This is a genomic window from Marinobacter sp. B-21, from assembly GCF_056857895.1.
In genome coordinates this window covers 40,853-67,844 of record NZ_JBSXNZ010000050.1, presented here as the reverse complement: position 1 = coordinate 67,844, position 26,992 = coordinate 40,853, and the positions used below count along the sequence as shown (strand labels likewise).

Annotated in this window: 26 protein-coding genes, 1 pseudogene and 1 riboswitch; of the genes and pseudogenes, 17 read left to right on the top strand and 10 right to left on the bottom strand. The window is 57.2% G+C overall.

Going from position 1 to position 26,992, the window contains the following annotated elements:
• Positions 1 to 10 precede the first annotated feature (10 nt).
• Positions 11 to 1,429: an oxygen-independent coproporphyrinogen III oxidase gene (gene hemN, locus AC13C0_RS03935; RefSeq protein ID WP_117618229.1), complete on the top strand. Its 1,419-nt coding sequence runs from the start codon at positions 11 to 13 to the stop codon at positions 1,427 to 1,429.
• Positions 1,430 to 1,559: 130 nt separating this feature from the next.
• On the opposite strand, the gene AC13C0_RS03930 is transcribed toward hemN (AC13C0_RS03935), so the two are convergent.
• The gene (locus tag AC13C0_RS03930) at positions 1,560 to 3,062 is read right to left on the bottom strand and encodes a nitrate- and nitrite sensing domain-containing protein (protein WP_482953978.1); all 1,503 of its coding nucleotides are present in this window, start codon (positions 3,060 to 3,062) and stop codon (positions 1,560 to 1,562) included.
• 276 nt (positions 3,063 to 3,338) lie between these two features.
• Between AC13C0_RS03930 and AC13C0_RS03925 the strand changes: the two genes are divergently transcribed.
• The 4 genes from AC13C0_RS03925 (at position 3,339) to AC13C0_RS03910 (ending at position 5,748) form a co-directional block, all read left to right on the top strand.
• Positions 3,339 to 3,545 (top strand): CsbD family protein, encoded by a 207-nt coding sequence (locus tag AC13C0_RS03925; RefSeq protein WP_117618227.1) that lies wholly within the window; start codon positions 3,339 to 3,341, stop codon positions 3,543 to 3,545.
• 70 nt (positions 3,546 to 3,615) lie between these two features.
• Entirely contained in the window at positions 3,616 to 3,762 is a 147-nt protein-coding gene (locus AC13C0_RS03920) for a lmo0937 family membrane protein (RefSeq protein WP_117618226.1), read from the top strand.
• An 86-nt stretch (positions 3,763 to 3,848) separates the two neighbouring features.
• Positions 3,849 to 4,844, top strand: a complete 996-nt coding sequence (gene ubiU, locus AC13C0_RS03915) for a ubiquinone anaerobic biosynthesis protein UbiU (RefSeq protein WP_117620332.1) — start codon at positions 3,849 to 3,851, stop codon at positions 4,842 to 4,844.
• Positions 4,845 to 4,857: 13 nt separating this feature from the next.
• Positions 4,858 to 5,748, top strand: a complete 891-nt coding sequence (locus tag AC13C0_RS03910; RefSeq protein ID WP_117618225.1) for a U32 family peptidase — start codon at positions 4,858 to 4,860, stop codon at positions 5,746 to 5,748.
• Positions 5,749 to 5,754: 6 nt separating this feature from the next.
• On the opposite strand, the gene AC13C0_RS03905 is transcribed toward AC13C0_RS03910, so the two are convergent.
• The 4 genes from AC13C0_RS03905 to AC13C0_RS03890 form a co-directional block, all read right to left on the bottom strand.
• Positions 5,755 to 6,225 (bottom strand): cytochrome c, encoded by a 471-nt coding sequence (locus AC13C0_RS03905; protein WP_117618224.1) that lies wholly within the window; start codon positions 6,223 to 6,225, stop codon positions 5,755 to 5,757.
• A 107-nt stretch (positions 6,226 to 6,332) separates the two neighbouring features.
• A complete protein-coding gene (locus AC13C0_RS03900) occupies positions 6,333 to 9,428 on the bottom strand; it encodes an efflux RND transporter permease subunit (protein ID WP_482953977.1) in 3,096 nt (1,031 codons plus the stop codon).
• Positions 9,425 to 10,798 (bottom strand): efflux RND transporter periplasmic adaptor subunit, encoded by a 1,374-nt coding sequence (locus tag AC13C0_RS03895; protein ID WP_117618222.1) that lies wholly within the window; start codon positions 10,796 to 10,798, stop codon positions 9,425 to 9,427. The genes AC13C0_RS03900 and AC13C0_RS03895 overlap by 4 nt, the downstream gene beginning before the upstream one ends.
• Positions 10,782 to 11,120, bottom strand: a complete 339-nt coding sequence (locus tag AC13C0_RS03890; RefSeq protein WP_341582587.1) for a hypothetical protein — start codon at positions 11,118 to 11,120, stop codon at positions 10,782 to 10,784. Before AC13C0_RS03890 ends, AC13C0_RS03895 begins: the two co-directional genes overlap by 17 nt.
• A 178-nt stretch (positions 11,121 to 11,298) precedes the next feature.
• On the opposite strand from AC13C0_RS03890, the gene AC13C0_RS03885 reads away from it, so the two are divergent.
• From AC13C0_RS03885 to AC13C0_RS03855, 7 genes and pseudogenes are all read left to right on the top strand, one after another.
• Positions 11,299 to 12,732: a 4Fe-4S binding protein gene (locus AC13C0_RS03885; RefSeq protein WP_117618220.1), complete on the top strand. Its 1,434-nt coding sequence runs from the start codon at positions 11,299 to 11,301 to the stop codon at positions 12,730 to 12,732.
• 72 nt (positions 12,733 to 12,804) lie between these two features.
• Positions 12,805 to 13,338: an iron transporter gene (locus AC13C0_RS03880; RefSeq protein WP_117618219.1), complete on the top strand. Its 534-nt coding sequence runs from the start codon at positions 12,805 to 12,807 to the stop codon at positions 13,336 to 13,338.
• Between the two features lie 160 nt (positions 13,339 to 13,498).
• Positions 13,499 to 13,701, top strand: a riboswitch (cobalamin riboswitch).
• A gap of 148 nt (positions 13,702 to 13,849) precedes the next feature.
• Positions 13,850 to 15,562: pseudogene (locus AC13C0_RS03875) on the top strand (ribonucleoside triphosphate reductase); the annotation flags it as partial.
• A gap of 89 nt (positions 15,563 to 15,651) precedes the next feature.
• A complete protein-coding gene (gene nrdD, locus AC13C0_RS03870) occupies positions 15,652 to 15,798 on the top strand; it encodes an anaerobic ribonucleoside-triphosphate reductase (RefSeq protein ID WP_117618217.1) in 147 nt (48 codons plus the stop codon).
• A gap of 1 nt (position 15,799) precedes the next feature.
• Positions 15,800 to 16,504: an anaerobic ribonucleoside-triphosphate reductase activating protein gene (locus AC13C0_RS03865; protein ID WP_205422294.1), complete on the top strand. Its 705-nt coding sequence runs from the start codon at positions 15,800 to 15,802 to the stop codon at positions 16,502 to 16,504.
• A gap of 35 nt (positions 16,505 to 16,539) precedes the next feature.
• On the top strand, positions 16,540 to 16,902 hold the full coding sequence (locus AC13C0_RS03860; protein WP_117618216.1) for a DUF488 domain-containing protein: 363 nt from the start codon (positions 16,540 to 16,542) through the stop codon (positions 16,900 to 16,902).
• A 116-nt stretch (positions 16,903 to 17,018) separates the two neighbouring features.
• Positions 17,019 to 18,128 carry a methyl-accepting chemotaxis protein gene (locus AC13C0_RS03855; RefSeq protein WP_341582585.1) on the top strand — a complete coding sequence of 370 codons (1,110 nt, stop codon included), beginning with the start codon at positions 17,019 to 17,021 and terminating at the stop codon, positions 18,126 to 18,128.
• Here AC13C0_RS03855 and AC13C0_RS03850 read toward each other — a convergent pair.
• Together AC13C0_RS03850 and AC13C0_RS03845 are read right to left on the bottom strand one after the other, a co-directional pair.
• Positions 18,112 to 19,275, bottom strand: coding sequence for a cytochrome P450 (locus AC13C0_RS03850; RefSeq protein ID WP_117618214.1), 1,164 nt, complete (start codon positions 19,273 to 19,275; stop codon positions 18,112 to 18,114). The genes AC13C0_RS03855 and AC13C0_RS03850 overlap by 17 nt on opposite strands.
• 119 nt (positions 19,276 to 19,394) lie before the next feature.
• Positions 19,395 to 20,108 carry a succinate dehydrogenase iron-sulfur subunit gene (locus AC13C0_RS03845; RefSeq protein WP_117618213.1) on the bottom strand — a complete coding sequence of 238 codons (714 nt, stop codon included), beginning with the start codon at positions 20,106 to 20,108 and terminating at the stop codon, positions 19,395 to 19,397.
• Positions 20,109 to 20,251: 143 nt separating this feature from the next.
• Here AC13C0_RS03845 and AC13C0_RS03840 point away from each other — a divergent pair, with 143 nt between their 5' ends.
• A complete protein-coding gene (locus AC13C0_RS03840; protein ID WP_117618212.1) occupies positions 20,252 to 20,431 on the top strand; it encodes a hypothetical protein in 180 nt (59 codons plus the stop codon).
• A gap of 16 nt (positions 20,432 to 20,447) precedes the next feature.
• Entirely contained in the window at positions 20,448 to 20,669 is a 222-nt protein-coding gene (locus AC13C0_RS03835) for a hypothetical protein (RefSeq protein WP_117618211.1), read from the top strand.
• 44 nt (positions 20,670 to 20,713) lie between these two features.
• Here AC13C0_RS03835 and AC13C0_RS03830 read toward each other — a convergent pair whose 3' ends face one another.
• Entirely contained in the window at positions 20,714 to 20,884 is a 171-nt protein-coding gene (locus AC13C0_RS03830; RefSeq protein ID WP_341582583.1) for a hypothetical protein, read from the bottom strand.
• A gap of 66 nt (positions 20,885 to 20,950) precedes the next feature.
• Complete coding sequence (locus tag AC13C0_RS03825; protein WP_117618210.1) at positions 20,951 to 21,622, bottom strand: hemerythrin domain-containing protein; 672 nt, start codon at positions 21,620 to 21,622, stop codon at positions 20,951 to 20,953.
• Positions 21,623 to 21,735: 113 nt separating this feature from the next.
• On the opposite strand from AC13C0_RS03825, the gene norR reads away from it, so the two are divergent.
• Entirely contained in the window at positions 21,736 to 23,313 is a 1,578-nt protein-coding gene (gene norR, locus AC13C0_RS03820; protein WP_341582582.1) for a nitric oxide reductase transcriptional regulator NorR, read from the top strand.
• 16 nt (positions 23,314 to 23,329) lie between these two features.
• Here the strand turns inward: norR and hemN (AC13C0_RS03815) are convergent, their stop codons facing one another.
• The gene (hemN, locus tag AC13C0_RS03815; RefSeq protein WP_341582580.1) at positions 23,330 to 24,709 is read right to left on the bottom strand and encodes an oxygen-independent coproporphyrinogen III oxidase; all 1,380 of its coding nucleotides are present in this window, start codon (positions 24,707 to 24,709) and stop codon (positions 23,330 to 23,332) included.
• 373 nt (positions 24,710 to 25,082) lie between these two features.
• On the opposite strand from hemN (AC13C0_RS03815), the gene AC13C0_RS03810 reads away from it, so the two are divergent.
• Together AC13C0_RS03810 and AC13C0_RS03805 are read left to right on the top strand one after the other, a co-directional pair.
• Positions 25,083 to 25,529 (top strand): c-type cytochrome, encoded by a 447-nt coding sequence (locus AC13C0_RS03810; RefSeq protein ID WP_341582578.1) that lies wholly within the window; start codon positions 25,083 to 25,085, stop codon positions 25,527 to 25,529.
• Between the two features lie 15 nt (positions 25,530 to 25,544).
• Positions 25,545 to 26,957, top strand: a complete 1,413-nt coding sequence (locus AC13C0_RS03805) for a cbb3-type cytochrome c oxidase subunit I (protein WP_341582789.1) — start codon at positions 25,545 to 25,547, stop codon at positions 26,955 to 26,957.
• Positions 26,958 to 26,992: the final 35 nt, after the last annotated feature.

The following is a 26,992-nucleotide window of genomic DNA, read 5'->3' as shown; positions in this document are numbered from 1 at the left end:
CGAGTTTACTATGACCTCCGACCCTGCACTCAAAACCCAAGACTCCGCATTGCCGGAATTCATCTGGGACGACGCCCTGATCCGCCGCTACGACCTCAGTGGCCCGAGGTACACCTCCTACCCAACGGCCGTTGAGTTCAACCAGAACTACCCGATTGAGGACATGGTCAAGGCCGCCGCCCGCAGCAAGGCCAGCGACCGGCCATTATCACTCTACACCCACCTGCCGTTCTGCGCGCACCTGTGCTACTACTGCGCCTGCAATAAGGTGATCACCAAGAAACGTGACAAGGCCATGCCCTACGTGGAGCGGCTGCTGAAAGAAGCCGCCATCCAGTCAAGGCTGTTCGGTGCGAACCGACCGGTTACCCAGCTGCACTGGGGCGGCGGCACCCCCACGTTTTTGCCGAAGGAGGTGATGGAACATCTGATGGCGGGGTATGGGGAGCTGTTCAATCTGCAAACCGGTGATGACCGGGACTACAGCGTTGAGATCGACCCTCGGGAAGTGGACCAGGACACCCTGCCCACACTCTGGGATCTTGGGTTCAACCGGATCAGCCTGGGTGTCCAGGACGTGAACCCCGAGGTGCAGAAGGCGGTGAACCGCATCCAGCCCCGGGACATGACCGAGGCCGTGCTGAGTGAGGCACGGCGGATTGGCTTCCGCTCCATTAACCTGGATCTGATCTACGGCCTGCCCTACCAGACCCCGGAAAGCTTCGCGGAAACCCTGGAGGCGGTCATCGAAATGTCGCCGGACCGGCTCTCCGTATTCAGCTATGCGCACCTGCCGGACCGCTTTTATCCGCAGACCCGGATCCAGTCCGATACGCTGCCGAGCCCGCAGCAGAAACTGACCATTCTCCACAACACCATCAACCGCCTGCTGGAAGCCGGCTACGAATACATCGGCATGGACCACTTCGCCAAGCCGGATGACAGCCTGGCTGTGGCCCAGCGGGAAGGCCGGCTGCACCGGAACTTCCAGGGTTACACCACCCATTCGGAGTGCGATCTGGTGTCCCTGGGTGTGTCGGCCATTGGTCAGACCGACGATGCCTATTTCCAGAACAACCACGACCTGCCGTCCTGGGAAGCGTCCATTGATGCCGGCCAACTGGCGATCACCAAAGGCGTGAACCTGACCCGTGACGACCGCATTCGCCGTTGGGTGATCGGCCAGCTCATCTGCCAGTTCCGGCTGGATCGCCAGCAGTTCGCGGCGGTGTGGCAGGAAGACCTGGACCGCTACTTCGCGGATGAACTCAGCCGCCTGAAGCCCATGGTGCAGGATGAACTGATTGCCGATGACGGCAGCGTTCTTCAGGTCCAGCCCGCAGGCCGGTTGCTGATCCGGGCCATCTGCCAGATCTTTGATCTCTACCGCAAGGAAGGCGCCAGCCAGCGGTTCTCCCGGATTATCTGACAGGCCTGTCGAAGACGGGGGGCCGAACTCGGGGTCAGAAGAAAGCGTTCTTCTGACCCCATATTCAAAGTCGAGTGAAGTCGGGGTCAGATGAAGGCTTTCATCTGACCCCTTTTTACTTCTGTTGGTTTCAGCTGTACGCCGGCACCTTGAACTCATTGGCAAGGTCCTGAAGTACCCTCGCCAGCCGTGCCTGCTCGCCGGTCACCTGGGTGATTTCCTGGGACCCGGTCAGCGTCAGGATCGCGGCCTCACTGACCGATTCCATGCTGCCTGCCAGTTCCCGGGTTACTGCAACCTGTTCCTCGGAAGTGGCCGACATCTCCTCAGTAGCTGCCGCCACCTGTTCGATCTGTTGCTGCTGGTTTTTCACCTGGCTTGAATTCTGGCCAGCCGTGGAGCTGGTTTCCTCGGTAGCCGTCGCCAGTTGAACGCTGGATTTGTCGATCTGCAACAGGGCGTTGCCGAAGCGCCCGAACAACTCGTTGATCGCTTTGCCAATAGTGCCCACTTCATCCGTGCTGGCGATTTCAATGTCACGGGTCAGGTCCTTGTTGTCCATGGCGAACTGCACGCCTTCAAGCAGGCGCCCGACCTGCAGGTTGATGGCACAGATGATGACGAGCATAAGCACCAGCATCGCCAGAACCGCGCCTGCCGCAATGGCGGATGCAGTGATTAGGTCATTGCGGGCGTCGGCGACCCCGGCGGTGGCCAGAGCCATTACATCAGCCAGCATGTCCTTACGAAACCCGTTGAGCTCGCCAATCCGTTCGGTGGTGTTGTTGAACCAGTCTGCCGCATCCAGGGCATACATGCCGGAAGGACTGCTGAACAGGGTTTCGCGCTTCTCCTCCAGGGACTGACTTGCAGCAGTGCCCGACTGTTTTTCAAGAGTTGCGCGAAGTGCGGTGTCCGAGGCCTGCATCGCCAGTGCTTCGTTGAAGTAGGCTTGCTGCTGCCCGCCGAGTCCGGCGATACGGCGCAGGGTAGGAAGATCAAAGTTTCCGCTGCGAATCAGGAATGCACCAACCGCGCGTTCCCGGCCTGCTCGCTCTGCCAACTCCGCCAGGGCGTAGTAAGCATTAACGTCACGGGTCAGCTCCGGATCGGTGGTCTGTCGGATAATCAGAGCAATCCGGTCAATCAGTTCCATGATCATTGCGGTGTAGCGCGACGCGGAATCGCCCGCGGCAATGCTTCGGTTATCGATTGAACTGCGCAGGGAATTCAGGTTGGCCAGGCCCTGGCTCACTGCCTGTAGGCTGGTTTCAACGCTGCGATCAAAGGAGGCGCCTGCCAGCAGGGCGTCAATTCCGCGGCGATAGTCCGAAATGCGGGTATCGGTTTGCCGCCGTTGCTCCGCCAGCTCAAGCTCGGCCTGGCGGGCGGCGTCGGTACGGGGTTGGCTGGCGAAGAGGACTGCGGACCTGCCGCGTTCCTTCTGCAGACTCTCGGTCAGAGGGTCGCCGATTTCAGCGAGTTCCACCATGGAACGCAACTGGCGCATATTGCTCAGCTCGTTGTAGCTCAGAGCAATGCTCTCAGCGGCGAAATAGAGAATAACAAGCAGGGCAGGCACCACCAGAGTGGTCAGCTTGCCCCGCATGGAGAGATTATTGATGAAGTTCATAGCCTTGCCTTGTTTGATCAGGGAATGCGCTCATTATCCCGGTGCCGGTAGGCCGGCTGCTATCGGCGAGACGGGGTAGCTGTGGAGGTAGTTTCAGGCCTGTAAGCTACTGTAAGTGATTGTTAAATAACTGGCATATATAAAGAAAAATATGCATAGGTATAAGTGCGTAGAGCACCACTTTGGAGGTATTCCTCTGTGTGTGCCAGCGAACAGACCCGGGTATGGCGACGAGCTAGCTTGAAACCGAAGTTATAGCCAGAGGAGGGTGTGATCATGAGCATGTTTAGTGCAGACGAAATGAAAGGAAAGTGGAAACAACAGGTTGGAAAAGCAAAGCTGGTCTGGGGCAATCTGACAGAGGACGAACTTCTTGCGGCGGAAGGGCGAAAGGACAAGCTTGCAGGCCTGATTCAGGAGCGGTATGCCATAACCCGCGAAGAGGCTGAAAAGCAGGTTAAGGAATTCTTCGGTAAGAATTAAGATCGGTCCGTCCGAACCATGAGTCAAAATGCTCATGGTTTGGTGCTGGGCTCAACAGGGGTGCATAGCCATGCTGGAAACAATTGCCATTGTTCTACTGATTCTTTGGGCTTTGGGTTTGGTGACCTCCTATTCCATGGGCGGCTTTATCCATATTCTGCTGGTGGTCGCGATTGTGGTAATACTGCTTCGGGTAATCCGGGGCCGTAGTCTCTGAACCTTCGAACCTTGCGCTGACAAAGGTCAAGGCAGTTCCTGCGCGAGTAGCGGTAAGGTACCGGCATTCTTGAAGTGGAGAATGCCATGGAACTCGTCTGCCCGGCCGGTAGCCTGCCAGCCCTGAAAACCGCGGTGGATAACGGTGCCAATGCCGTGTATTTGGGTTTTCGGGACAGCACCAACGCCCGCCAGTTTGCCGGCCTGAACTTCAACGACAAACGTGCCGCCGAGGGTATTGACTATGCCCACCTGCGAGGCGCACGGGTGTTCTGTGCCATCAATACCTACCCGCAACCGGATGGCTGGGAGCAGTGGAAGGGCGCGGTAGACCGCGCCGCAAGCCTGGGTGTGGATGCCATTATCCTGGCCGATATGGGCCTTCTGGATTATGCCGCCAACAAGTACCCGGATATTCCCCGGCATCTGTCGGTGCAGGGCTCTGCCACCAGCCACGAGGCGCTCTCGTTCTACAAGGATAACTTCGATATCCGCCGGGCGGTGCTGCCCCGGGTTCTCTCGCTGGACCAGGTTCGTGGTGTGGCTAAACACAGCCCGGTCGAGCTGGAAGTGTTTGCCTTCGGGAGTCTGTGCATCATGGCCGAGGGTCGATGTTATCTCTCTTCCTACCTGACCGATGAGTCCCCCAATACCCGTGGCGCCTGCTCTCCGGCCAAGGCTGTGCGCTGGCAGGAGACACCGCGGGGGCTTGAATCCCGGCTGAACGATGTGCTGATTGACCGATATGGCCAGGGTGAATCCGCCGGCTATCCGACCTTGTGCAAAGGCCGTTTCGAAGTGGAGGGCAGTGTCTACCACGCCATTGAGGAACCGGTCAGCCTGAATACGCTGGACCTTCTCCCGGATCTCCGGGAGCTGGGCATAAGTGCCGTAAAAATCGAGGGTCGTCAGCGCAGCCCCGCCTATATCGCCGATGTTGCCCGCACCTGGCGCCACGCGCTTGATCATCTCGAGTCCGGCTCCGGCATGTTTACGGTTGACCCGCAGTGGCGCAGCACCCTGGCGGGACTTTCCGAAGGCGGCCTGACAACGCTGGGCGCATACCATCGCAAGTGGAAATAAGGTTCTACCGATTATGATGAAGTTATCGCTGGGCCCGATTCTGTGGTTCTGGTCCAGGCAAACCGTTTTCGATTTCTATGCCAACGCCGCCGAGTGGCCGGTGGATACCATCTATCTGGGCGAAGCCGTGTGCAGTCGTCGCCGTGAGCTGAAACCGGATGACTGGTTTGATCTGGCCCGTGATCTGAAAGCCTGCGGGAAGGACGTAGTGCTTTCCACCCAGACGCTGATCGAATCCGACGCGGATCTGCGCCGTCTGCGCCGGATCTGTGACCAAAACGAGTTTGTGGTGGAAGCGAATGACCAGAGCGCTTTGCAGGTGGCTATTCGTAATGACATTCCCTTCATAACCGGCCCGTCCATGAACGTCTACAACGTGGCCACGCTCAAGGTGCTGGCAAAACAGGGCCTCAGGGGCTGGAACCTGCCGGTGGAACTGGGCAAGGGAACCCTGGATCAGCTGATCAAGGGTTTGAAAGAGGAAGGCCTGGACTTACCGGCAGAGGTATTCGCCTGGGGCTTCCTGCCCCTGGCCTGGTCATCCCGTTGCTTCACCGCACGGCATTACAATCTTCCGAAAGATAACTGCGAGTTCCGCTGCATCGAGCATCCCGATGGTATGGAATTGCGCTCCCGGGAATCTCAGGAGCTGTTCCGGATCAACGGTATTTCCACCTTGTCTGGCTCGCGCTATGACCTGATGCGGGAGCTGCCGGAGATGGAGCGGATGGGGGTGTCAACGATCCGACTGAGCCCGGAACATCAGGGTATGGATGAAGTGGTGCACCGCTTTGATCAGGTGCGCCGGGGTGTAACACCGGCAACCGATCCGCTGCAACTGGTGGAAGCGCCACCCTGCAACGGATACTGGTACGGCAAACCGGGAATGGAACTGGTCGGCTAAGGCCGGTCAGTCATTTAAGGATTGAACGCCAGGGAAACGGTCAGACACATACTTGCTGTGGCATTGGATGCAGTTGCCGGTCATTTCGCTGAATAGCTTGTGCTGCTCTTTCGTGCCTTTACCCCTGCCTGCCTCTGCCAGCGATGCAGCAAGCTGGTGGAATTCCTTGTCCAGCTTGATAAAACCGTTGGGTACTGCCGACATCAGGTCTTTGCGATCCTGTTCGGTCAGTGACTGTTGCAGGATGAAGCTGTCGTGAATCTTCTGGGCATTCTCTGCAACACTGTCATGCTGGCCCATGACGATGGCCGAATGAATCTGCCCCATGGTCGACTGAATGGATCGCATCTCTTCGCGCAGCAGACGGTCCAGCTTGTCGGTCAGCTTGGGGGTGACTGGTTCATCCGCCGTGACAGTGAACGGCAGAGCGATGCTCAGTGCCAGGGTGGCCAGAAGTGCGCAGGTTGTTTTTGTCATGGTATAGCCCTCTATTAATGAATGGCGAGCGCCGTTCAGGTTATCACTATCAGATAGTATGCCTGTTGAGATATGCTAATTTCTGACAGCTGTCCCCACTTTCCGGGCTATCCGGAGTTAGCGGAGGCGGCCCATCCCAGATCCTCCAGAATTACGTAAAGCGCCGGCAATGCCAGCAGTATCAGAATGGTAGACACCAGCAGTCCGAAGACGACCGAAATCACCAGCGGGATCACCGCCATGGCCTGAGTGCTGGTTTCGGCCAGCAGGGGCAGAAGGCCGGCGATGGTGGTGCTTGTGGTAATCAGAATGGCGCGGAAGCGGGCGCGGCTGGCGGCACCGGCGGCTTCGGTGGCGGTCATGCCCCGTTCCCGGTAGGTTTTGACAAACTGAACCAGCAAAATGGCATTGTTCACCACAATACCCGCCAGTGAGGCCGCGCCGATCAGCGAGGGCATGGACAGGTTGTAGCCCATCAGCAGGTGACCCCAGACCGCGCCCATAAAGGCCACCGGGATCGACAGCATGACAATGATCGGCTCCAGGTAACTGCGGAACTGGAACGACAGGATCAGGAAGATCCCCAGCAGGCCGATCAGCAGCCCCCGGGCGATGGACTGGCCGGTTTCCTGGGAGCGGGCGGTTTGGCCTTCCACCTGCAGGCTGATCTCTGGCCATTGCTCACGGAGCTTCGGAAACGCCTGGTTCTGCAGGTCCGCCACGATGGCATCGGCGTTGGTTTTTCGGCCGTTCACATCGGCCGATACGGTTACTGTGCGCAGACCGTTAATGCGGGTGACCTGTGACCATTGCCGTTCCTCGGCGATGGTCGCCACTTCGCGCAACGGAACCATCTGGCCCTTTGCCGTGGTGATCACGGTATCTTCCAGGAATTGGCGGGTGTTGCGTTCGGCGCTGGCCTGGCGCACCAGGATTTCGATGTGTTGGTCACCGATCTGCACCGTATCCACAATATCGCCCAGAAGGCCGGTGCGGATCTGGCTGGCTACTTCAGCAGTGTTCAGGCCGAGGGGTAGGGCGCTGTCGTTCAGTGTCAGTATCCGCTGGGGCTTGCCGGGGCGAAGATCATCCAGCACGTTGAAGGTACCGTTATAGCTGGCGACTTCTTCGCTCAGATAGCGGGCCGCGGCTTTCAGTTCGTCCAGATCGGTGCCTTGCAGGCGGACTTCGATGGGAACGCCCGCGGGGCCGAAGCCGGGCTCCTGGATGTTCAGGGCAATCAGGCCGGGGATTTCGCCGATCTCCTGGTACCAGCGGTCGGTTAGGGTGACCAGATCCACGGTACGGATTTCGGCGGTCAGCAGGTCTGCCATAACCGTTGCCACGTGGGCGCCTTTCTCGCCAGCCCCCGCGTGCTGGTTGAAGCGGGTCTGGATGTTTCTCACCAGAGCTTGCCGGCCGGGCTGCTCCGGAGCGTATTCCTCGTTGAGTCTTTGCATGGCTTCGGTTATGCGGTTGGTAATGGCCTGTGTCTGATGCAGGGGTGTGCCCTGGGGCATCAGCACCCGGGCTTCCAGTACGTCACCATCAATCTCCGGCATGGCTTCCATCCGTACATGACCGCCGGCCATCAGCCCCACCGAGCCAAGGATAGTCAGCAGCATGGCCGCCAATACGCCGTAACGGAAACGGATGGCGCTGTCGGCCAGTTGTCCCACTTTTTCGCGAACCTTTTCAAAGCCACTGTCGAAAGCAGAGCGGAAGCAGGAAGGCGCTTTCTCGCGCTTCTTGCCCAGGCCGTTTCTGAGGTGGTGGGGCAGTATCCAGAATGCTTCGATCAGTGAGGCGGCCAGGGCGGCAATAAGAACGACCGGCAAGACCTCCAGCACTGACCCCAACTCTCCTGCCAGAAATGCCAGAGGAATGAACACGGCAACCGTGGTCAGGAATGACGACAGCACCCCGGGCAGGATTTCCTGTGTGCCTGTGACCGCCGCTTCCAGCGGGCTGCAACCCTCGGCTGCACGCTGGGCGATGTTGTCGGTGATCACCACCGAGTCATCCATAACAATACCGATAGCCATAAGCAGGGCCACCAGGGTGATCATGTTCAGGGACAGCCCTGTCAGGACCATCATCACAAAGGCTCCGGCAAAGGCGGCAGGGAGGCCGAACAGTGCCCAGAAGGCGAGCCGGGGGCGGAAGAACAGTGCCATTACCAGACCCACCAGCAGTAAGCCGGTGATACCGTTGGCCACCAACATTTGCAGGCGGTCCTTGACGATCGACGTCATATCCTGGGTGATTTCCAGTTCTACAGTGCCAGCCCGGCGGGCTTTTTCCTCATCAACGAACGTTTGCAGCGAGTCCATGACCCTCAGGGCATCGTCATGGCGGTTCTTGTGAACCTCCAGAACGATGGCGCGCTGGCCGTTGAATTCCACCCGTTCCTCTTCCCGTTCATGGGCTTCGGTAATGGTGGCAAGGTCGCCGAGGGTCAGCACGGCACCGGCTTCGCCACCGACGACCGGAAGTTTGGCCAGGGCCTGTAGTGAGCGCCGTTCATCGACAAACCGCAGCTGTATATCCTGGCTGTCGGTTTCAATGTTGCCCAGGGGCATGTCCAGGTTCTGGCTGCTGATGGCGCGGGCAATGTCTCGCACACCGAGGCTATACTGGCGCAGCAGGTCGCGGGAGACTTCGATGTGCCACTGGCGCTGGGACAGACCAACGGGAATGACATCGGCCACGCCTTCCATGGCGAAAAGCCGGTCTTGCAGCTGGTTGGTGTAAGTCTCCAGATGGGCGAAGCTCATGGGTCCGTAAACCGCGATGGCGGCCACCAGGTTGGTGCGGTAGAGCTCGCGGATAATCGGGTCTTCGGCTTCTTCGGGCAGGTCGGTCAGGGCCTCGGTTTCGGTGCGAATATCATCCAGAAACCGGCCCATATCGCCCTCTGGTGACATGCTGGCAATGGTCTGGGCCTGGTTGTCCCGGGCAGTGCAGGAGATTTCCTTCATGTAGTCCACCCGCTGCAGCGCCTCACCCAGGCGCTGGCAGATGGCTTCTTCCACATCCGCCGCAGTGGCCCCCCGGTATTCTATGGTGATGCTGACTTCCGGCGGCAGGTAGTCCGGAAAGGTTTCCCGGGTTAGGTTCGGTGCGGCAAACAAGCCCATCGCCAGCATCAGAATCAGCAGCAGATTGCCGGCGGTGGGGTGGCCGGCGAACCAGCGGATCACCGTTGCTCTCCCATAACTTGGTGCTGCAGAGCTTTAAGGGCCTGATCATCGGTTTGCGGGGCTAACGGTGTGCCTTCAATGGCCGGCACCAGATCATCGAGAATCAGGCGGTCACCCGGCTTCAGACCGTTTGTAACGATAGCAAGGTCACCCTGCTGCCAGGCAACGGTGACTGGCTGGCGTTTCAGGCGGTCATCTCTGTCCGCCAGGTATACCTCGCCCTGGTGAATGGTGCTGGCCGGCACCACCAGCACTGGATTGGGTGTAGGCGCTGTGATAGACGACTGCACAAACATGTTTCGTACCAGCGGTGGCCGGGCTGGCGGGTTGGCATTGCGATAAGGCTCCTCCACCGCTATCACCGCCTGAATGGTGCGGGTGGCCGGATCAAGACTGCTGGTGACCCGGGTCAGCTTGCCGGGCCAGCGACTGTCGGGAGCGCCGGTGGGGTACACCCACACCGTCAGTGAGTCCAGCGGCAGTTGTTGGTGGAAATCGGGAAAACCCTCGGGTGCTTCCCCAGGGGCTGTCGGGGCGGGAGCACCCGGGATCTGGGACAGCACGTTCCGAAGCTCGGACATTTCCAGCTGCACCGTGACTTCTGCGGCAGAAATGTCGTCTGCCACAAACAGGGTCTGGCCGGGGCTCATCTGTTGCCCGGTTTCGATTTCGGACTGGTGAACCCGCATATCCCAGGGGGCTTCAAACCGGGTATCTTTAAGGTCTTCCCGGGCACTGGCCAGGGCCGAATCACTCCGGGCCAGGCGGGCGTTCAGGGTCTCCCGTTTTACCGGAATCAGGTTGAGCTGGTTTTTCAGTGACTGCACAGCCTGTTGTTGCTGCAGGGTGGCCCGCTGTTGTTCATCCAGCCGGGTTTCAGACAGGGCACCACGATCCGTCAGGGTTTTTGCCCGCTCCAGCTCCCGCTGGGCCAGGGCCAGCCGGCGGTTTTCCAGTTTCAGCAGTTCCCGGGCGTTCTGCTCTTCCTGATCCAGTTGCCGAAGCTCTGCCTCAAGGCCGGCGATATCGGCCTTGGCGGAGGCTTCCGCGAGTTCGTAGCGGGTCGGGTCTATCTGTAGCAAGCGGGTGCCTTCGGGGATCAGGTTGCCGCTTTCCAGCTCCGGGCTCCTCCAGATAATGCGACCGCCCACATTGGCCACTGCCTTCCAGCTCCGGGCCGGTAACACCTGACCATAACCACGTGCTTCGGTGCGAACGGTGAGGGGAGTAACTTCAAGGAGCCTGGCTGGTGTCGCTGCCAGCTGTTCAGCTGTGCGCTCCGGTGGTTGCTTCAGTTTCACCATGATCACCACGAAGGCGATGCCGGCAATCAGCGTCAGGGCGAGGATGAGCTTATTTTTTCGGGTCATCGGGAATCTCCTGGAAGCTTGCGCTGAACAACCGGAATATGCGAGGGGCTACCTGTTCCAGGTCGCGGACATCGCCACCCACCATGCCCTGAACTACCAGCCCCTGAATGGCACCCAGATAGAGCACGGCAGCAGCTTCCGTGTCGATGGTCGGGGTTATGCATTGCTGTTCAATACCAAGATTCAGCAGAGAGACTACTTTCTGCCGGTAGGTGGCCAGGGTCTGACGGATAATGCGTTTCGCCCGGTGGTTGCCCGGTTTCTGGAGCTGTCCCAGCATCAACTGAGGAATGCCGGGGTGGCTGGCAACATGCAAGCCCAAAATTGGCCCCGATGCTGAGCTGCCGCTGAAGTAACCTCGCTGGTTGGTTGAAAACGAGGTGCCCGTCAATTTTCCACCCGGCTCATGGAGATGAGACCAAAGACTGGGGTTTGATAAGAATCATTATCATTAGGTTTTTTCTGTTGTAAAGTTGGTGTGGTTCATCAGGGGTAACGCTATGAATGCCATTCCCATAAAAGACATCAGTGAAACCTCAGCGCCAACGCGTTTTGTTGGGGGTTCTGATCGTGCTTCAAAGCATCCCGGTGTAGAACGCATTCTCTCCCGTCTGGGTCCTTGGTTGCCCTGGGTGCATGTGGTCATGTTCCTGGTATTCCTGGCTGTGCTGGTCGTCCCTGTGTATCTGCCGGAGTCAGCAGAACAGGCAACCTTTCTGGATGATGGCCGGGTGCTGGCAAACTATCTGCTGTGGGGTGTGTGGTTCCCTCTGGTGTTTTTCTCGGTGGTGATTACCGGAAGAAGCTGGTGCGGTTTTCTGTGCCCGATGGGGGCCGCGTCGGAACTGGCCAACCGCCATGGACTGAAAATGCAGACACCGGCATGGGTTCGCTGGCCGGGCACGCCCATCCTCAGCTTTATCATTATCACCCTGTTGGGCCAGACCACCGGTGTACGTGACCACCCGGAGGCGACTCTGGAAATCTTCGGCGGCACCTTCGTAATGGCCGTCATCGTCGGTTGGCTCTGGGGGCGCAACAAGCGGGTATGGTGCCGGCACCTGTGCCCCATAGGGTTATTACTGGGGGTATTTGCCCGCCTGGGTGCGGTGCAGCTTTGCCCGCGAAAGTGGAAGTCCGGACCGGACGAACTCACTGACAAAACCATTTGCCCTACCTATATCGACTTGCCCCGTAAACGGGCTACTCGCCATTGCATCGAATGCCTGCGCTGTATTCTGCCCGGCCATACAGCGGGCCTGGCGGTGTCTTTCCGCAGGCCGGGTCAGGAACTGGAATCCATTCGTCATCATGCCCCGGATGGTTGGGAAATCCTGTTTATCTTTCTGGGTGCCGGTGTGGCTCTGGGTGGCTTCTTATGGCTGGTGCTGCCATTTTACAGCGACTGGCGGCAAGTGGCAGGTACCTGGTTTATCGAACAGGGCCAGTACTGGATTGGTAAGCCTGGGCCGGCCTGGCTGATGAGTGTGCATCCGGAGCGCCGGGAAGTCTTTCGCTGGCTCGATTTCTTCATGATCGCCGGCACCATGGTCGCGGTCATGGCATTGTCTGCTCTGGTGCTGAGTGTGGCATGTCTGGCGAGTGCCGGGCTGGCCAGGTTGCAGGGCGGTACCGCAAGCCTGTTTCAGGCCTTCGTCCAGATTGGTTACAGCCAGGCCCCCGTGGCGCTGATGGCTCTGATGATCGGCCTCGCCACCGAGCTGTTCACCCCCTTTCTGCGCCTGGGTATGACCGCCGTGCAGGTCAGTAATGCGAAAGCCGCAATGATTTTTCTCGGCTGGGTCTGGAGTGTTTGGCTGGCCTGGCGAATTCTGCAGGGCCTGGGTGTTGGCCGTGGCCGCTGGCTGGCGCTGTTACCGAGTGCGGCGGGCAGCAGTGCCATGGCTGCCGCCTGGTGGATGGCGGTGCTCTGAGATCTACCGCATTCCGGCAAGTTCCCGATCAAAAAAGAAGATGTGAAACCACCCTAAAAGAGGAGTAAGGCTATGAAAACAAGCACTCGCGCATTCACTGCTGCTGCCATGTTGACCGGCAGCCTGGTGCTTGCCGGCCACGCTATTGCTGGCGAAGTGGTGGTCGGTGAGCCCGTAGAGAAGCATGGCATGGAAATCGGCGCGGTGTACCTGCAGCCGGTGATGATGACACCGGAACTGCCGGGCATGGGTGAAAAGGATATCCATCTGGAAGCGGATATCGCCGCACTGCCTGGTAACAATAACGGTGCCGGTGCCTGGGTTCCTTATCTGGGAATTACCTTCACGCTGACCAAAGATGGTTCGGATTGGTCCAGAACCGGCGCTTTCATGCCGATGGTGGCCTCTGATGGACCGCACTACGGTGCCAACATCAAGCTGGACGGCCCGGGCAAATACCATGTGGTTTATCACATTGATCCGCCCCCCTATCAGGGATTTTATCGCCATAAGGACAAAGAAACCGGTGTCGGCAAATGGTGGGTTCCGTTCGATGTGGAGTGGGATTTTGCCTACGTGGGTACCGGCAAGAAAGGTGGTTACTGATTAATTGAAGGCCTCCAGCCAGCTTGTCCGTTACCGGGCTGGCTGGTGTTGCCGCCGCCTTTCCTCTGTTTCCCAATCCCTCGCTCATTCTCTCCCTTTGTTCGATTTTTAAGAAGTAAACGAGATAAATTTTCTTGGTTGAATTTTTCTGCATTAATATATATAGTAATTGTGTCCTGGTAAGCCACAATATGTTGTGTTTGTGGCAAGGAATCCGGTGAGACTCCGGAACTGACGCGCAGCGGTATTGGGGAACAACCGTGGCATGATGACACTGGCGCAAGCCGGGAAGTCGCCACGCAAGGCCGAACCGGAAGGTTCACGCCCCTGAGTCCGAAGACCTGCCAGGGCAACATGCACTGCACCTTCGCGACTCAGGGTGAACAGTTGGTCAAGCCCCGGGTCTGGTTGCCCGTGTGTGATCTCCTGTATACGCGAAGGTTCTACAGACCTGATGCGATTCCAGGAGGAGCACATGCCCGCCACGACCACCTCAGAAGCTGCCGATCCATCCTTGCTGGATATCTCGGCCACCGTTAGTGAATACCTTCATCGCAGCGACTGGCGGGTAAACGCCAACGCCAATCAGGGCTACTCCCTCGGCGGTCTGATTCTGAATACCGCCGGCAAGGTGATTGCCAACTACTGGCTGAACGAGGTTTACACCCCGGAAATCGGCCAGGCCCACCGTGATGCCGATCTGCACATTCATGACCTCGATATGCTCAGTGGTTACTGTGCCGGCTGGTCCTTGCGAACTCTGCTGCATGAGGGGCTCAACGGTGTGCCGGGCAAAGTGGAAGCCGGGCCTCCCAGGCACTTGTCCAGCGCCATCGGCCAGATGGTGAACTTTCTCGGCACCCTGCAAAACGAATGGGCAGGGGCCCAAGCCTTCAGCTCCTTCGACACCTACCTTGCGCCGTATATCCGTAAGGACAACCTGAGCTATGAAGCGGTTCGCCAGTGTGTCCAGGAGTTTGTCTACAACCTGAACGTACCCTCCCGCTGGGGCACCCAGACTCCCTTCACCAACATCACCCTGGACTGGGTGTGCCCGGAAGACCTGCGTGGACAGATCCCGGTGATTGCCGGTGTGGAAATGCCCTTCAGTTATGGCGACCTGCAGGCCGAAATGGACATTATCAACCAGGCCTATATTGAAGTGATGACCGCTGGTGACAGCATGGGCCGGGTATTCACCTTTCCCATTCCCACTTACAACATCACCCGGGATTTTGACTGGGAGTCGGACAATGCCCTGCGACTGTTTGAAATGACCGCCCGCTACGGCCTGCCGTATTTTCAGAACTTCCTGAATTCAGACCTGGAGCCCAACATGGTCCGTTCCATGTGCTGTCGCCTGCAGCTGGACCTGCGCGAGCTGCTCAAACGCGGTAATGGCCTGTTCGGTTCCGCCGAGCAAACCGGCTCTCTGGGTGTCGTTACCGTAAACTGCGCTCGCCTTGGATATCTCTACAAGGGGCAAAAGAGCGCGCTGCTTGCCCGGTTGGATAAGCTGATGGGCCTGGCCCGGGATAGCCTGGAAACCAAGCGCAGGGTGATTGACCAGTTGATGGCAGAGGGTCTGTTCCCTTACACCAAACGCTACCTGGGGACCCTGAGAAACCACTTCTCCACCATTGGGGTGAATGGATTGAACGAGATGGTCCGCAATTACACGGATGACCGGGAAGACATCACCAGCGAGTCAGGCCGGGCGCTTGCTCTGGACGTTCTTGACCACGTTCGCGAACGCATGAAGGCCTACCAGAAAGAAACCGGCAACCTCTACAACCTGGAGGCCACGCCAGCCGAAGGCACCACCTACCGGTTTGCCAGGGAGGACCAGAAACGTTTTACCGGTATCCTGCAGGCAGGCATACCCGATGCTTCCTACTACACCAATTCCAGTCAGCTCCCAGTGGGTTATACGGATGACCCCTTCGAGGCTCTGGACCTTCAGGATGAGCTGCAAACCCGCTACACCGGTGGCACCGTACTACATCTGTATATGCGCGAGCGCGTCATCGATGCTGCCACCTGCGGTCGGTTTGTACAACGGGTGCTGGAGAATTACCGATTGCCGTATATCACAGTAACGCCCACCTTCTCGGTTTGCCCAGTGCACGGTTACCTCAATGGCGAGCACAAATTCTGTCCGAAATGCGATGAACTGCTGATGGCAGAGCAAGCGTTACCCCAGAAGCCAGAGGCTGTGGCCTGATTTCCGGGGCAGGGCTCCGGTAAAACCGGGGGTGGCTGCTGCAACAGCCACCCCCGGAACTTTCCCAAGACGAGTAAAAGGAGATTAGCATGGAAAACCAGAAGCTTGCCGATGACAGCCAACGCCAGCGTTGTGAAGTATGGACACGGGTAATGGGTTATCACCGCCCGGTGTCTGCCTTCAACAAGGGCAAGCAGTCCGAACACCGTGAACGCACTCACTTCCGGGAGCGTTGAAATGACCGCGGATAACCTGGTGATCGGGGGCATGGCTGCCTTCTCCACCGTCGATTATCCACAACACCTGGCGGCAACCCTGTTTCTTCAGGGTTGCCCCTGGCGTTGCCATTATTGCCATAACCCTCACCTCATACCACTGAAGACCGATGATGAGAAAGTTACCTGGCAGCAGGTAAAGCATCATCTTGAGGGCCGGCAAGGCTTGCTGGATGCGGTGGTGTTCAGCGGTGGCGAACCGACCATCCAGAAAGCCCTGCTGCCCGCCCTTAAGCAGACCCGCGAGATGAGTTTTCGCAACGGCCTGCATACCGGAGCCCCCCACCTTGACCTGCTAAAACCACTCCTGCCCTGGCTGGACTGGGTAGGGCTGGATATCAAAGCCATGCCTTCTGACTACGAAGCAGTAACCACGAGTCGCTACTCCGGCCCGGAAAGCTGGGCCGCTATTGAGGCGTTGCAAAAAGCCAATGTGGATTTTGAGTGCCGGATGACCTGGCATGGCGGGTTGCATGGTCCGGAGCAGATTATGGGGGTGGGTCAGTGCCTGGCTGACCGCGGTGTTGATAGATTTGCCGTACAGGTCGCTCGCAGCGATCAGATGCTGAATGAGCAGATCGGCACTGGGTGCATATCCCGAAATGATAGAGACACGGTCAGGCTGGCCCTCACCCCGATTTTTGCAAGCATGGAACTCCGGGAGTAGGCTCGGGGATATTACGTTCACATAACGAGGGAACAATGGACATCCGGCTGAAACGTGCCTACGAGGCCCCCGCACGCTCAGACGGTCCGCGAGTGCTTGTGGATCGTATTTGGCCTCGAGGGGTTGCCAAAGAAGATGCCGACATTGCCCACTGGTTGAAAGGGCTGGCACCGTCCACCGGGCTACGGAAGTGGTTCGGCCACGATTCGGATAAATGGCCAGAATTCCGGGAACGATACCTCAGGGAGTTGGCCACGGATGAGGCCGGGGAGGAGCTTGAGAAACTCAAAAACCTGCTTGAAGAGCACAACCGCATTACTCTGGTGTTTGCGGCGAAAGATACCGGGCATAACAATGCGGTAGCGCTGCGGGACTTCATTCTGAATAATCAACTTTGAAGCAGGCGCCGCGCCACTGGTCTTGCTGGTGGTTGTTACAAATCCGTACAGTTGCCTCCAAAAAGATGGATATAATATGCATTAAATATGTATTAAATTAAGAAGCTGGAGTTTTTATGACTTTTTGGCCGTCCACAAAGCGCGCAGAGTTGCTTGAAGGGGAGTTGTCGGCATTGAAGGAGGCCTACGGACAGATCAGTGAGCAGAAGAGGGTGCTTGAGAGCCGTCTGGAGGCAGAAACCGATGCTCTGGAGCAAACCCAGGCTGAGCTCAAGCTCAGTCACCGACTGATGTCTGGCCTCGGTCAGTTTGGCTCATCCCTTTCCGAGCTCAAGGGGTCTTTCAGTGAGTTATCGGATCTGCTGGGCTCTCGTAGAAGTGAAGCTTTGAAAACCCGGGATGAATCCAGTCGGGTGCGAGATGGTATGGCGCTATTGATACAGCAACTGGGCGGCGCCCGGGAGCGAGTGCTCAATTCCGCTGGCCAGATTGAGGCGCTGGAATCGGAAACCGGCAGTATTAATACACTAGTGGATGTGATTGATGGAGTCTCTGATCAGACCTCTCTGCTGGCTTTAAACGCCAGTATCGAAGCCGCCCGTGCCGGCGAGCATGGCCGGGGGTTCAGTGTAGTGGCTACCGAAGTGCGTAATCTTGCGTTCCGGGCCGGAGAAGCCACCCGGGAAATTGACGATGCCATCAGCCGGATTCGTGCCAAGACCACCTCGGTTTCAGCCGCCAGTAAGGCCAGCAGTGAAGAAATGGAAAAACTGGCGGCAGAGGCGGAATCGGCACGGGATCGCCTGCTGTCTCTGATCGACCTGGCTGACACGTCGTCAACTGCTTTAGGTAATGCTGCTCTGTTGTCAGAAATTGAACTGGCGAATCTTGAAGAGCTGGAAATCAAACTGACAGTCTACCAGGTTCTGGCCGGGCTTTCGGACAGGCGGGCCGACAGCCTGCCATCCGAAAGCGAATGCCGCCTGGGGCAGTGGTACTATCAGGGGGATGGCAATGAGCAATACGCCGGCCGGATGGATTTCCGGGCTATTGAAGAGCCTCACCGGCTGGTGCATGTTTATGCTATTGAAGCCGTGAAAGCACACCATGAAAACCGGCCCGAAGATGCACTGCAGGCGCTGGAGGCCATGGAGACCAACAATCTTGATGTTATGATGCGGCTGCGCCGGTTGGTGTCGGGTGCAGCCCTTATCGCTTTTCAATGAGCATCGGTAGGTAACTGAAGCCTCCGGTCGGGAAAACGGCCCGCTCAGGCTGCTTGCCGGGGGCAGGTTTCAGGGTGTCGACACTGGAAAGAAATTCCTCCACCAGAACCCTGAGCTCCATCCTTGCCAGAGGTGCCCCCGGGCAAACGTGAACGCCGGCGCCGTAAAGCAGATTCTGGTCGCGGTTCTTCTGTGGGCAAAATGCATCCGGGTCGCCGAAGACCTTTTCGTCACGGTTGGCGGACGCCCACAGGATGGTGATTTTCTCGCCTGCGGGAATCCTTCTTCCGCCAATCTCCACGTCCCGGGTTGTGACCCGGCGGTTAGACATCAGTGGCGCATCCGTACGAAGTATTTCATCAATAGCGTCCGACAACGCGCCGGTATCGTTGGCGAGGCTCTGTCTCAGATCCGGATGTTCAGCCAGGTAACTCAGGAGAATCGATACGCTGGAGCTGATTGTGCCCAGTTCACCGACAGTCCAGTTCCGCAGCAGGCTGGTGAGCTCTCCATCGGTCATGGGGCGACCATTGACGGCTTCTTCCATAAGCGAGGTTGTGACGTCTCTTGGGGCATTGGCTCCGGCCTGGCGCCGGGTTTCCAGCAAGTCGTGAATATAGCCGTCAAACTCATGGGCAACTTCAGCCATTGCCTGCCGGTCACGGGCCAGGGTGGCCCGGTGGTTTTTTAGTACCCATTCGCGGAGTGGTTCATGGAGAGAATCAGGCCAGCCCATAAAAGCGCACTGTATCTGCAGGGCAAAGGCTCTGCTGAACTTTTCCACGACATCGAACGGCTGGCCGTCGGGCAAACTATTGATGAGGTTGCGGGCAATGTTGCGACAGGTTGGCTCGAATTCGCTCATTGCCTGTTGCGAGAAGTAGGGCTCGATTACCTGTCGATAGGGCGTGTGTTCAGGCGGGTCCATGCCATTGGGGACCGAAAGATGGTTAGATGCGGCACTGCTGAAGGTTTGGTGATCTTCCAGCACTCGCATTACATCGCCATGCCTGAATAGCGTCCAGTGCTGGTAATCACTCCAGGCGACCGGGCACTGGGCGCGCATGGCATCGTAGGCCCGTATCTGGTCCCTTAGAACCTCATCCGTTCGGGGGTTCCAGTCAGGCTTGCGGGGATCGTCTGCCATTGCTCATCCTCGGGAAGAAACATGTCCCGTCAGACTATCAGAGGGCCGGGTTTTCTTCTTGAAGATAGATCAATTGGTGTCTGGTTAAATTTCCCGAATCAACCCGTTGTCATGGGTGATCAGACCTGTTCGCGAAGCAGCATGGTCTTGATATGACCGATGGCCTTCATGGGATTGAGCCCCTTGGGACAGTAAGCCGTGCAGTTGCCAATGCCTCGGCAGCGAAACACGCTGAACGGATCTTCGAGCTTTTTCAGTCGCTCACTCGTAGCTGTATCCCGTGAATCCACCAAAAACCGGTACGCCTGCAGTAATCCGGATGGCCCGATGTACTTTTCCGGGTTCCACCACCAGGAGGGGCAGGCGGAGGTGCAGCAGGCACAGAGAATGCACTCGTATAGCCCATCCAGCTTTGCGCGGTCCTCCGGGCTCTGCAGCCTTTCGATTGCAGGATCAGGAGTATCGTTGATCAGCCAGGGCTGAACACGTTCGTACTGTTTGAAGAACAGTGACTGGTCTACCACCAGATCCCGGATAACCGGCATACCCGGTAACGGCCGGACCTCCAGAATATCCTTCTTCCCGAGGGCATCCTCTACCCGGGTTATGCAGCCCAGGCCATTGCGACCATTGATGTTGAGCCCGTCCGAACCGCAAACACCTTCCCGGCAGGAACGACGAAAAGACAGTGTTGGATCACGGGTTTTGAGGTGTTCCAGGACATCGAGAACCATGCGGTTGCGAAATTCACCGTCAACGTCGATGTCCTGATTGTAGGGGGCGTTGTCCTGTTCCGGGTTGTAACGATACAGGCGAACGGTAAAGACCGACATTCTGCTACCCTCCTGGAATTTCATACATTCTCTGTATGGGTTTAAGATTAGGTTAGCAATGGCCAACCCGCCAACACCTTACTTCAGGGGGTTATGGGCAATATCCCGTTCTTTGCCTGGGGGCAGATTTCTCCGGACAGCGGATGAACCGGCTGTACCGTGAGAACATTGATGTCGACACGGTTCTGGCCGAGCTGCGGCCCCTGTTCCGGGCGTACCGGGAGCAGCGTGAAGCCGGGGAACACTTCGGTGATTTTCTGGTGCGCAGCGGGATGGTTGAAGCGGAGCGTACACCGACTATGCTACATGAAGCCCTGAAATAACAATGGGAGGCGGGCCATGGATACGCCGGAAAGCCGGGAGTGGGAGCGACTGGCGTTTGTCGAGGGCCGGGACGGTGTGGCAACCGCCGCGGCTTTTGCAAAGCAGGGTATCGGTCAGTACGAGTCTGCCGTCCGGGAGGCGGACTCCGGTGGCAACCAGTACGGTGCGGCCTACCGGGAAAGTCTGCTGGCATCGATCCGGGTGTATCGGGAGTACCTGCTGCAACATGGGCCCTGATCTGACCGGGGTTCATGTTGCGGGTAGATGTTGATGATGCACGACTAATACATCTCCAGCCGGCCAATATCCCTGGACTGCAGCCGGGCTTCGGCCTGCTGGTTGGCCGCCAACTCCCGGAACAGCTCTGCCTCCCGGGCGTTCTGCGCCAGCTTGGACCGTAACTCGTAGATGTCTGTCAGGGTCTTGTGAGCCTGCAGGGTATTCTTCAGCACCTCGTGAATAGCTGGCCGGGAGATTGTTTACTCATGCGCATTTGCTCCTAACGTATAAATCTACCCTCAGAACTGAAACCTCGGGAATAACACTTCTCTTTCCAGATACATCTGCTCGGACAACCGGAAATCCAGCGCTTTCAACTCCCGGTAAAACCGCTGCCAGGACCGGCAGGCGGACTCCGGAGCCCGGTAGTTCCGGGTCATCTGACGCAGCTTGTCCAGTTGCCGTTTGATGAGGGAGTGCTCTTCGTTCATTTGAGCGATTGGCGTGTCCGGGTTCGGTGGCTGGTCATGCTCCATCCGCTTCAGAACGTAGGCATTCTCCCGCTCAATGTGGTCGGTGAGCGTGTGCTCCAGCTTTTTGATGGCCAGTGTGATGCCCTTTGGGACGTCAGGGTTCGCCCTGTGCACTGCCTCGATCTTGCGGGCGAGCCGGTGAATTTCTGGCAGTTTCGCCATATGCCCGGCATCGTAGCCCCGTAATATGAGCTCCAGCAGCACATCTGTGTCCAGCTCCTCAATCGGTGACTTTTCCATCACCGTATCAAACAGTTCCTGACACAACCGCTTCGGCTCGACATCGGCAATGGATGCGACGATGTCGACGGTTGTCAGGCGGTGGGCCTCAATTTCCGGCACGTACTTTCGGAATACGTCCAGGGTCTGGGGGCACCGGCTGACCAACTGGCCGACGGTGGTTTCACTGCAGCTGCCTAGAATATCCTGATAGTTCATTGCTGATCCTCCTCTCTTACTTTAAGATATATATAGAATACATTTTAATTAGTGTCAAGAATTGTTCTCATTTTCTCGGCGCATCAACAGGGGCATAAGTTTGGAGGGTGAAAATGATTGATGCATTACTGGATATCGCTGTCGATCTGACAAAAGACCTGTCAGCGCAGGATCGTTACCAGCGGCTGCTGGGTACGGTGCGCCGAGTTCTGCCATGTGATGCATCCGTGCTACTCAAGTATGAAAATGACCTCTTGGTGCCGGTAGCGATAGACGGTCTGTCGACCGACACTCTGGGGCGGCGGTTTGATCCTCGCCAGCACCCGCGCTTCCAGCAAATAATCGCATCGGAGCAACCGGTGCGCTTTCCCGCCGATTCCGATTTACCTGACCCCTATGACGGGCTGGTGTTGGGGCACGAAGGCAACCTGGAAGTTCACGCTTGCATGGGTTGTGCCCTTTATGTTGATCAACAGCTGCTTGGCATTCTGACACTGGATGGCCTGACGCCGGGCATGTTCGATGGCGTCGATGACCAGACCATGTCTGCATTTTCTGCCCTGGCGGCGGCTGCCATGCGCTCGGCTCTGCTCATCGAATGGCTGGAGCAGCAGGCCAGACATAAAAACCTGTTGGCGCAGGAACTGGTTAGTGAGGCGCTGAAACGGGATGGCGGGGAGCTCATTGGTAAAAGCGCCGAAATGCAGTACCTCAACAAAGAGCTCGAACTGGTAGCGGCCTCGGATTTGTCTGTCCTGATTGGTGGTGAGACTGGCGTTGGCAAAGAGCTGGTAGCCCGGACGATTCACTTGTTGTCGTCACGGGCGGATCAGCCGCTGGTTCATATCAACTGCGCGGCACTGCCGGAGTCTCTTGCCGAAAGCGAGCTTTTTGGCCACACCAAGGGCTCCTTCACTGGCGCCACCTCGGATCGGGACGGTAAGTTTGAGCTGGCAGACGGCGGCACCCTGTTCCTTGATGAGATCGGTGAGCTGTCTCCGCTCCTGCAGGCCAAAATGTTAAGGGTCCTGCAAAACGGTGAGGTTCAGAGGGTGGGGGCGGATAAAACCCGGCGTGTGGATGTCCGCATTCTGGCGGCTACCAACCGGGACCTGAAAGAGGATGTCGAAAACGGTCATTTCCGCCGCGACCTCTACCATCGACTCAGTGTTTTTCCGGTGGAAGTGCCGCCGCTGCGAGACCGTCATGGAGATATTCCGCTACTGGCCGGTTACTTTGCCGAAAAAATGAGGCTCAAGCTCGGTTTGAAGAGCCTCCGTATCGCTCCGGAGGCACTGAGTCAGATGGCCGCCTATTCCTGGCCGGGTAACGTCCGCGAACTGGAGCATGTCATCAGCCGGGCATCACTCAGGGCGAGGTCAGAGCAGCAGCGGGGCATAGCTACTGTGGAAGCCCGGCATTGTGACCTTATCGATGGTGGCCAGGTTCAACCGATAACTTTCCGGCCTACCCCGGATATCGAGCCAGATGCCTCGCGGGAACCGGAAAAAACTGAGGATACCGCCATGAACGATGCACTGGCGGACTTCCAGAGAAATCTCATTTCCGAGCGGTTGGCGGCAAACAACCAGAACTGGTCGCAGGCTGCAAAATCCCTGGGCATGGATCGGGGCAACCTGCACCGAATGGCCAAGCGGCTTGGTCTCAAAAGCTTGACCAGCAGCCCCTGAAGCAACCCTTTTTGGATCAGATAACCTTGGAAAACTGATGCCTGCTTTCGGTTGGGTGGAGGTATGCATCGAATACCATGGCAATGTTCCGTAGCAGTAATTGCCCGGTCGGTGTGACGGCGACCCGGTGAGCGTTGATAATAACGAGGTTATCCATGGCCATCCCGGCAAGCTGTCGCATCTCCCGGAAAAAATAATCGAAGAAATCGATGCCATAACGTGCGCTGACTGTCTCGTAAACCACCTCGTTCTGACACATCAACGACTGAATCACATCACGCCGGATCCGGTCGTCAAAAGACAGCTGATAACCTCGGGCGATAGCCAGAGAGCCACTGTCGATGGCCGCAAAATAATCGTCCTCCTGTCGCATGTTCTGGCTGAAACTGTGATTCGTTTTACCGATGGAGGTCATGCCAATTCCGATCAGATCCGTGTCTGCGTAGGTGGAATAGCCCTGGAAATTCCTTTGCAGCTGGCCGTTGTGTTTGGCCAGGGTCAGCTCGTCGTCAGGCAGTGCAAAGTGGTCCATGCCAAGATAGACGTAACCGGCCCCCTGGAGCCGCTCCACGGTCATCTCCAGAATGGCCAGCTTGGTTTCGGGCGATGGAAGGTCATCATCATTGATCAGTTTCTGGGCTTTGACCTTGTCAGGCATGTGCGCGTAATTGTAGATAGCCAGGCGCTCTGGCCGTTTCGACAGGATGGTATCCAGGGTCGTACTGAAGCTCTCAACCGTCTGGTATGGCAAGCCGTAGATCAAATCCACATTGGTTGACCGGTAGCCCGCTGCGCGCGCTGCATCGATTACAGCGAACGTCTGTTCGACCGACTGAATTCGGTTCACCGCACTCTGAACCTTGGGGTCAAAATCCTGCACACCCAGACTGATGCGATTGAAGCCCAGCTCATACAGCAATGGGATCGTGGTCTTGCGCACCGCCCGTGGGTCGATCTCTATGGAGAACTCCCGTGATTCGGGGGGCGCCAGGGTGAAGTTCCGGCTGATCTCCCATAGCAGCGCTGAGAGTTGGTCATCGTGCAGAAACGTGGGTGTGCCGCCTCCGAAATGAAGCTGACTGACTTCCCGATTCGGATCGACAAGCTCCGCCTGCCGGGCAATCTCGGTATGAATGCGCTCAAGATAGGGAATACTGCGTTCTTGCTTGTGGGTAATTATCTTTGCGCAGGCGCAGTAGAAACAGAGGGATTTGCAGAAGGGAATGTGAAAGTAGAGGGACAGGGGTGTCTGCAACTGGTTACTTTGCTCAAGCTCACGCCGGTACTCCGCATCTCCAAAACTGTCAGAAAACTCCACGGCAGTCGGGTAGGAGGTATAGCGCGGGCCATAGGTGTCATATTTCACCAGAAGATCCGCATTGAATTCGACCGTCATTGGGCACTCCTCATTTCCCGGGTGTCTGGACTGCTGCCTGTGTTGCCTGATGCAATACAACAGCAATTCCGGGGCCAGCTCTTCAACCAACTGTTTTCTAATGAAAAGATTTCTGCTTGCGGGAATTGCCCGAATACCCGGTGTCACTCTGACACAACCCAATCTGCAGTTTGACAACACCCCTGTGTCATGACGATGCATTGTCAAAGTGACACTCGCTATCGAAACGACCTGAATTCAGCGTTGTCGTTCGTACCACACACTCCCCGTATGCATCGGAAAAAACCAGTTAAAGCAACAAGATAAAACTTTGGCGTGCCAATTGCCTAATCGGTTTGCAGTTTGAACCACCAATGCATAACAGGAGTCAGCTATGGCTGAGAAATTTACCAAAAGTATGGCCAGGAACATTTACTACGGCGGTAGCTTTTTCTTTCTGTTGCTCCTCCTGGGTTTGACCGTTGATACCGTACGGCAACTCCCGGAGCGAAGCCGCAGTGAGAACATTACCCCGGAAGTAGCCCATGGCAAGGAGTTGTGGGAAACCAACAATTGTATCGGGTGCCACAGCCTGATGGGAGAGGGCGCTTACTATGCGCCGGAGTTGGCTAACGTCTTTGATCGCAGAGGTATGGCGAATGAAGAGGCCTTCAAGGGGTACATGCAGTCGTGGCTTGCGGCTCAACCAATGGATAACCCCCGGCGGCGCAAAATGCCCCAGTTCAATCTCACTCAGGAAGAAGTCGATGCACTGGCGGAGTTCCTGATCTGGACGTCCAGAGTCGATGACAACGACTGGCCACCCAATGTTGAAGGTTGAGGCAGGAAGACAATGATGAAGTACACATCTCAACAGGTTGCAAAACCCTATTTTATTTTTGCGCTGGTACTGTTTGCCGCGCAAATTGCCTTTGGCCTTTTGATGGGCATCCAGTATATCAATGGCGATATCGGATTCCCTGCCATCCCCTTTAATGTCGCGCGGATGGTCCACGTAAACCTCTTGATCATCTGGATACTCTTCGGGTTCATGGGGGCCAGTTACTACCTGGTTCCAGAGGAGTCTGAAACCGAGTTGTTCAGCCCTAGGCTGGCCAGAATTACCTTCTGGATTTTTGCTGTGGCCAGTGTTGTAACAGTGCTCGGATACCTCCTCGTCCCCTATGCGGAACTGGCAAGAATCACCAAGAATCATCTGTGGCCAACCATGGGCCGGGAATTCCTGGAACAGCCCACTATCACCAAGATTGGTATTGTGATTGTCTGCCTGTCTTTTGTCTTCAATATCGGAATGACCATTCTTAAAGGACGGAAGACCGTTATAAACATGGTTCTGATCACCGGTCTGGTCGGGCTGGCGGTTTTCTACCTGTTCTCGTTTTACAACCCGGCCAACCTGACGCTCGACAAGTATTTCTGGTGGTTCGTGGTGCACCTTTGGGTGGAAGGTGTGTGGGAATTGATCCTTGGTGCGATTCTGGCCTTTGTACTGATCAAGGTCACCGGCGTCGATCGTGAATACATTGAAAAGTGGCTGTACCTGATCATCGCCATGGCCCTGATCTCCGGATTAATCGGGATGGGCCATCACTACTTCTGGATTGGCGCGCCCGAGTACTGGCTGTGGATGGGTTCGGTATTCTCCGCACTGGAGCCGGTACCTTTCTTCATGATGGTGCTGTTTGCTTTCAAGGTGGTCAAAGAGCGTCGCCGCACGCACCAAAACCAGGTTGCCGTAACCTGGGCTCTGGGCTGCTCGGTGATGGCCTTCCTTGGCGCTGGAGTCTGGGGCTTCCTTCATACTCTGGCTCCGGTCAACTACTACACCCACGGTACGCAGTTAACCGCAGCCCATGGCCACCTGGCGTTCTTTGGTGCCTATGCGATGATCGTGATGTGTATTATTTCCTATGCCATGCCAATCCTCCGGGGCCGCCCTCAGGGAAATCCGCTGGCTGCCCAGAAAGTGGAGAAGTTCGGCTTCTGGGCCATGTCTATCAGCATGGTTGGTATTACCCTGGCGCTGACAGTCGCCGGCGCCTGGCAGGTCGCTCTGCAACGGATACCAGAGTCAGGCGATGCACTCAGCTTCATGGCCACACAAGGCGAACTGATGGGATTTTATTGGGTTCGTCTTGGCTTCGGTGTCATGTTCGCCTTGGGATTGGCCGCCTACTTCGCCAGCTTTTTCGTTGGCCGCGAAGTCGCTCGCGCTGAGGCCGGGGCGGCCCTGCCGCAAACTTCATAGTGACATAATCAGGTAAACGGTTGGCTGCCTCTGCC

Bases quoted from the DNA above. Each gene is read 5' to 3' on its own strand.
- AC13C0_RS03845 (WP_117618213.1), bottom strand. From the start codon at position 20,108: ATGTCGGTCTTTACCGTTCGCCTGTATCGTTACAACCCGGAACAGGAC.
- AC13C0_RS03810 (WP_341582578.1), top strand. From the start codon at position 25,083: ATGGCTGAGAAATTTACCAAAAGTATGGCCAGGAACATTTACTACGGC.
- AC13C0_RS03850 (WP_117618214.1), bottom strand. From the start codon at position 19,275: ATGGCAGACGATCCCCGCAAGCCTGACTGGAACCCCCGAACGGATGAG.
- AC13C0_RS03880 (WP_117618219.1), top strand. From the start codon at position 12,805: ATGAAAACAAGCACTCGCGCATTCACTGCTGCTGCCATGTTGACCGGC.
- AC13C0_RS03920 (WP_117618226.1), top strand. From the start codon at position 3,616: ATGCTGGAAACAATTGCCATTGTTCTACTGATTCTTTGGGCTTTGGGT.
- ubiU (WP_117620332.1), top strand. From the start codon at position 3,849: ATGGAACTCGTCTGCCCGGCCGGTAGCCTGCCAGCCCTGAAAACCGCG.
- AC13C0_RS03855 (WP_341582585.1), top strand. From the start codon at position 17,019: ATGACTTTTTGGCCGTCCACAAAGCGCGCAGAGTTGCTTGAAGGGGAG.
- AC13C0_RS03910 (WP_117618225.1), top strand. From the start codon at position 4,858: ATGATGAAGTTATCGCTGGGCCCGATTCTGTGGTTCTGGTCCAGGCAA.
- hemN (WP_117618229.1), top strand. From the start codon at position 11: ATGACCTCCGACCCTGCACTCAAAACCCAAGACTCCGCATTGCCGGAA.
- AC13C0_RS03930 (WP_482953978.1), bottom strand. From the start codon at position 3,062: ATGAACTTCATCAATAATCTCTCCATGCGGGGCAAGCTGACCACTCTG.
- AC13C0_RS03925 (WP_117618227.1), top strand. From the start codon at position 3,339: ATGAGCATGTTTAGTGCAGACGAAATGAAAGGAAAGTGGAAACAACAG.
- AC13C0_RS03805 (WP_341582789.1), top strand. From the start codon at position 25,545: ATGAAGTACACATCTCAACAGGTTGCAAAACCCTATTTTATTTTTGCG.
- AC13C0_RS03860 (WP_117618216.1), top strand. From the start codon at position 16,540: ATGGACATCCGGCTGAAACGTGCCTACGAGGCCCCCGCACGCTCAGAC.
- nrdD (WP_117618217.1), top strand. From the start codon at position 15,652: ATGGAAAACCAGAAGCTTGCCGATGACAGCCAACGCCAGCGTTGTGAA.
- AC13C0_RS03905 (WP_117618224.1), bottom strand. From the start codon at position 6,225: ATGACAAAAACAACCTGCGCACTTCTGGCCACCCTGGCACTGAGCATC.
- AC13C0_RS03885 (WP_117618220.1), top strand. From the start codon at position 11,299: ATGAATGCCATTCCCATAAAAGACATCAGTGAAACCTCAGCGCCAACG.
- AC13C0_RS03865 (WP_205422294.1), top strand. From the start codon at position 15,800: ATGACCGCGGATAACCTGGTGATCGGGGGCATGGCTGCCTTCTCCACC.
- AC13C0_RS03825 (WP_117618210.1), bottom strand. From the start codon at position 21,622: ATGAACTATCAGGATATTCTAGGCAGCTGCAGTGAAACCACCGTCGGC.
- hemN (WP_341582580.1), bottom strand. From the start codon at position 24,709: ATGACGGTCGAATTCAATGCGGATCTTCTGGTGAAATATGACACCTAT.
- AC13C0_RS03895 (WP_117618222.1), bottom strand. From the start codon at position 10,798: ATGACCCGAAAAAATAAGCTCATCCTCGCCCTGACGCTGATTGCCGGC.
- norR (WP_341582582.1), top strand. From the start codon at position 21,736: ATGATTGATGCATTACTGGATATCGCTGTCGATCTGACAAAAGACCTG.
- AC13C0_RS03835 (WP_117618211.1), top strand. From the start codon at position 20,448: ATGGATACGCCGGAAAGCCGGGAGTGGGAGCGACTGGCGTTTGTCGAG.
- AC13C0_RS03840 (WP_117618212.1), top strand. From the start codon at position 20,252: ATGAACCGGCTGTACCGTGAGAACATTGATGTCGACACGGTTCTGGCC.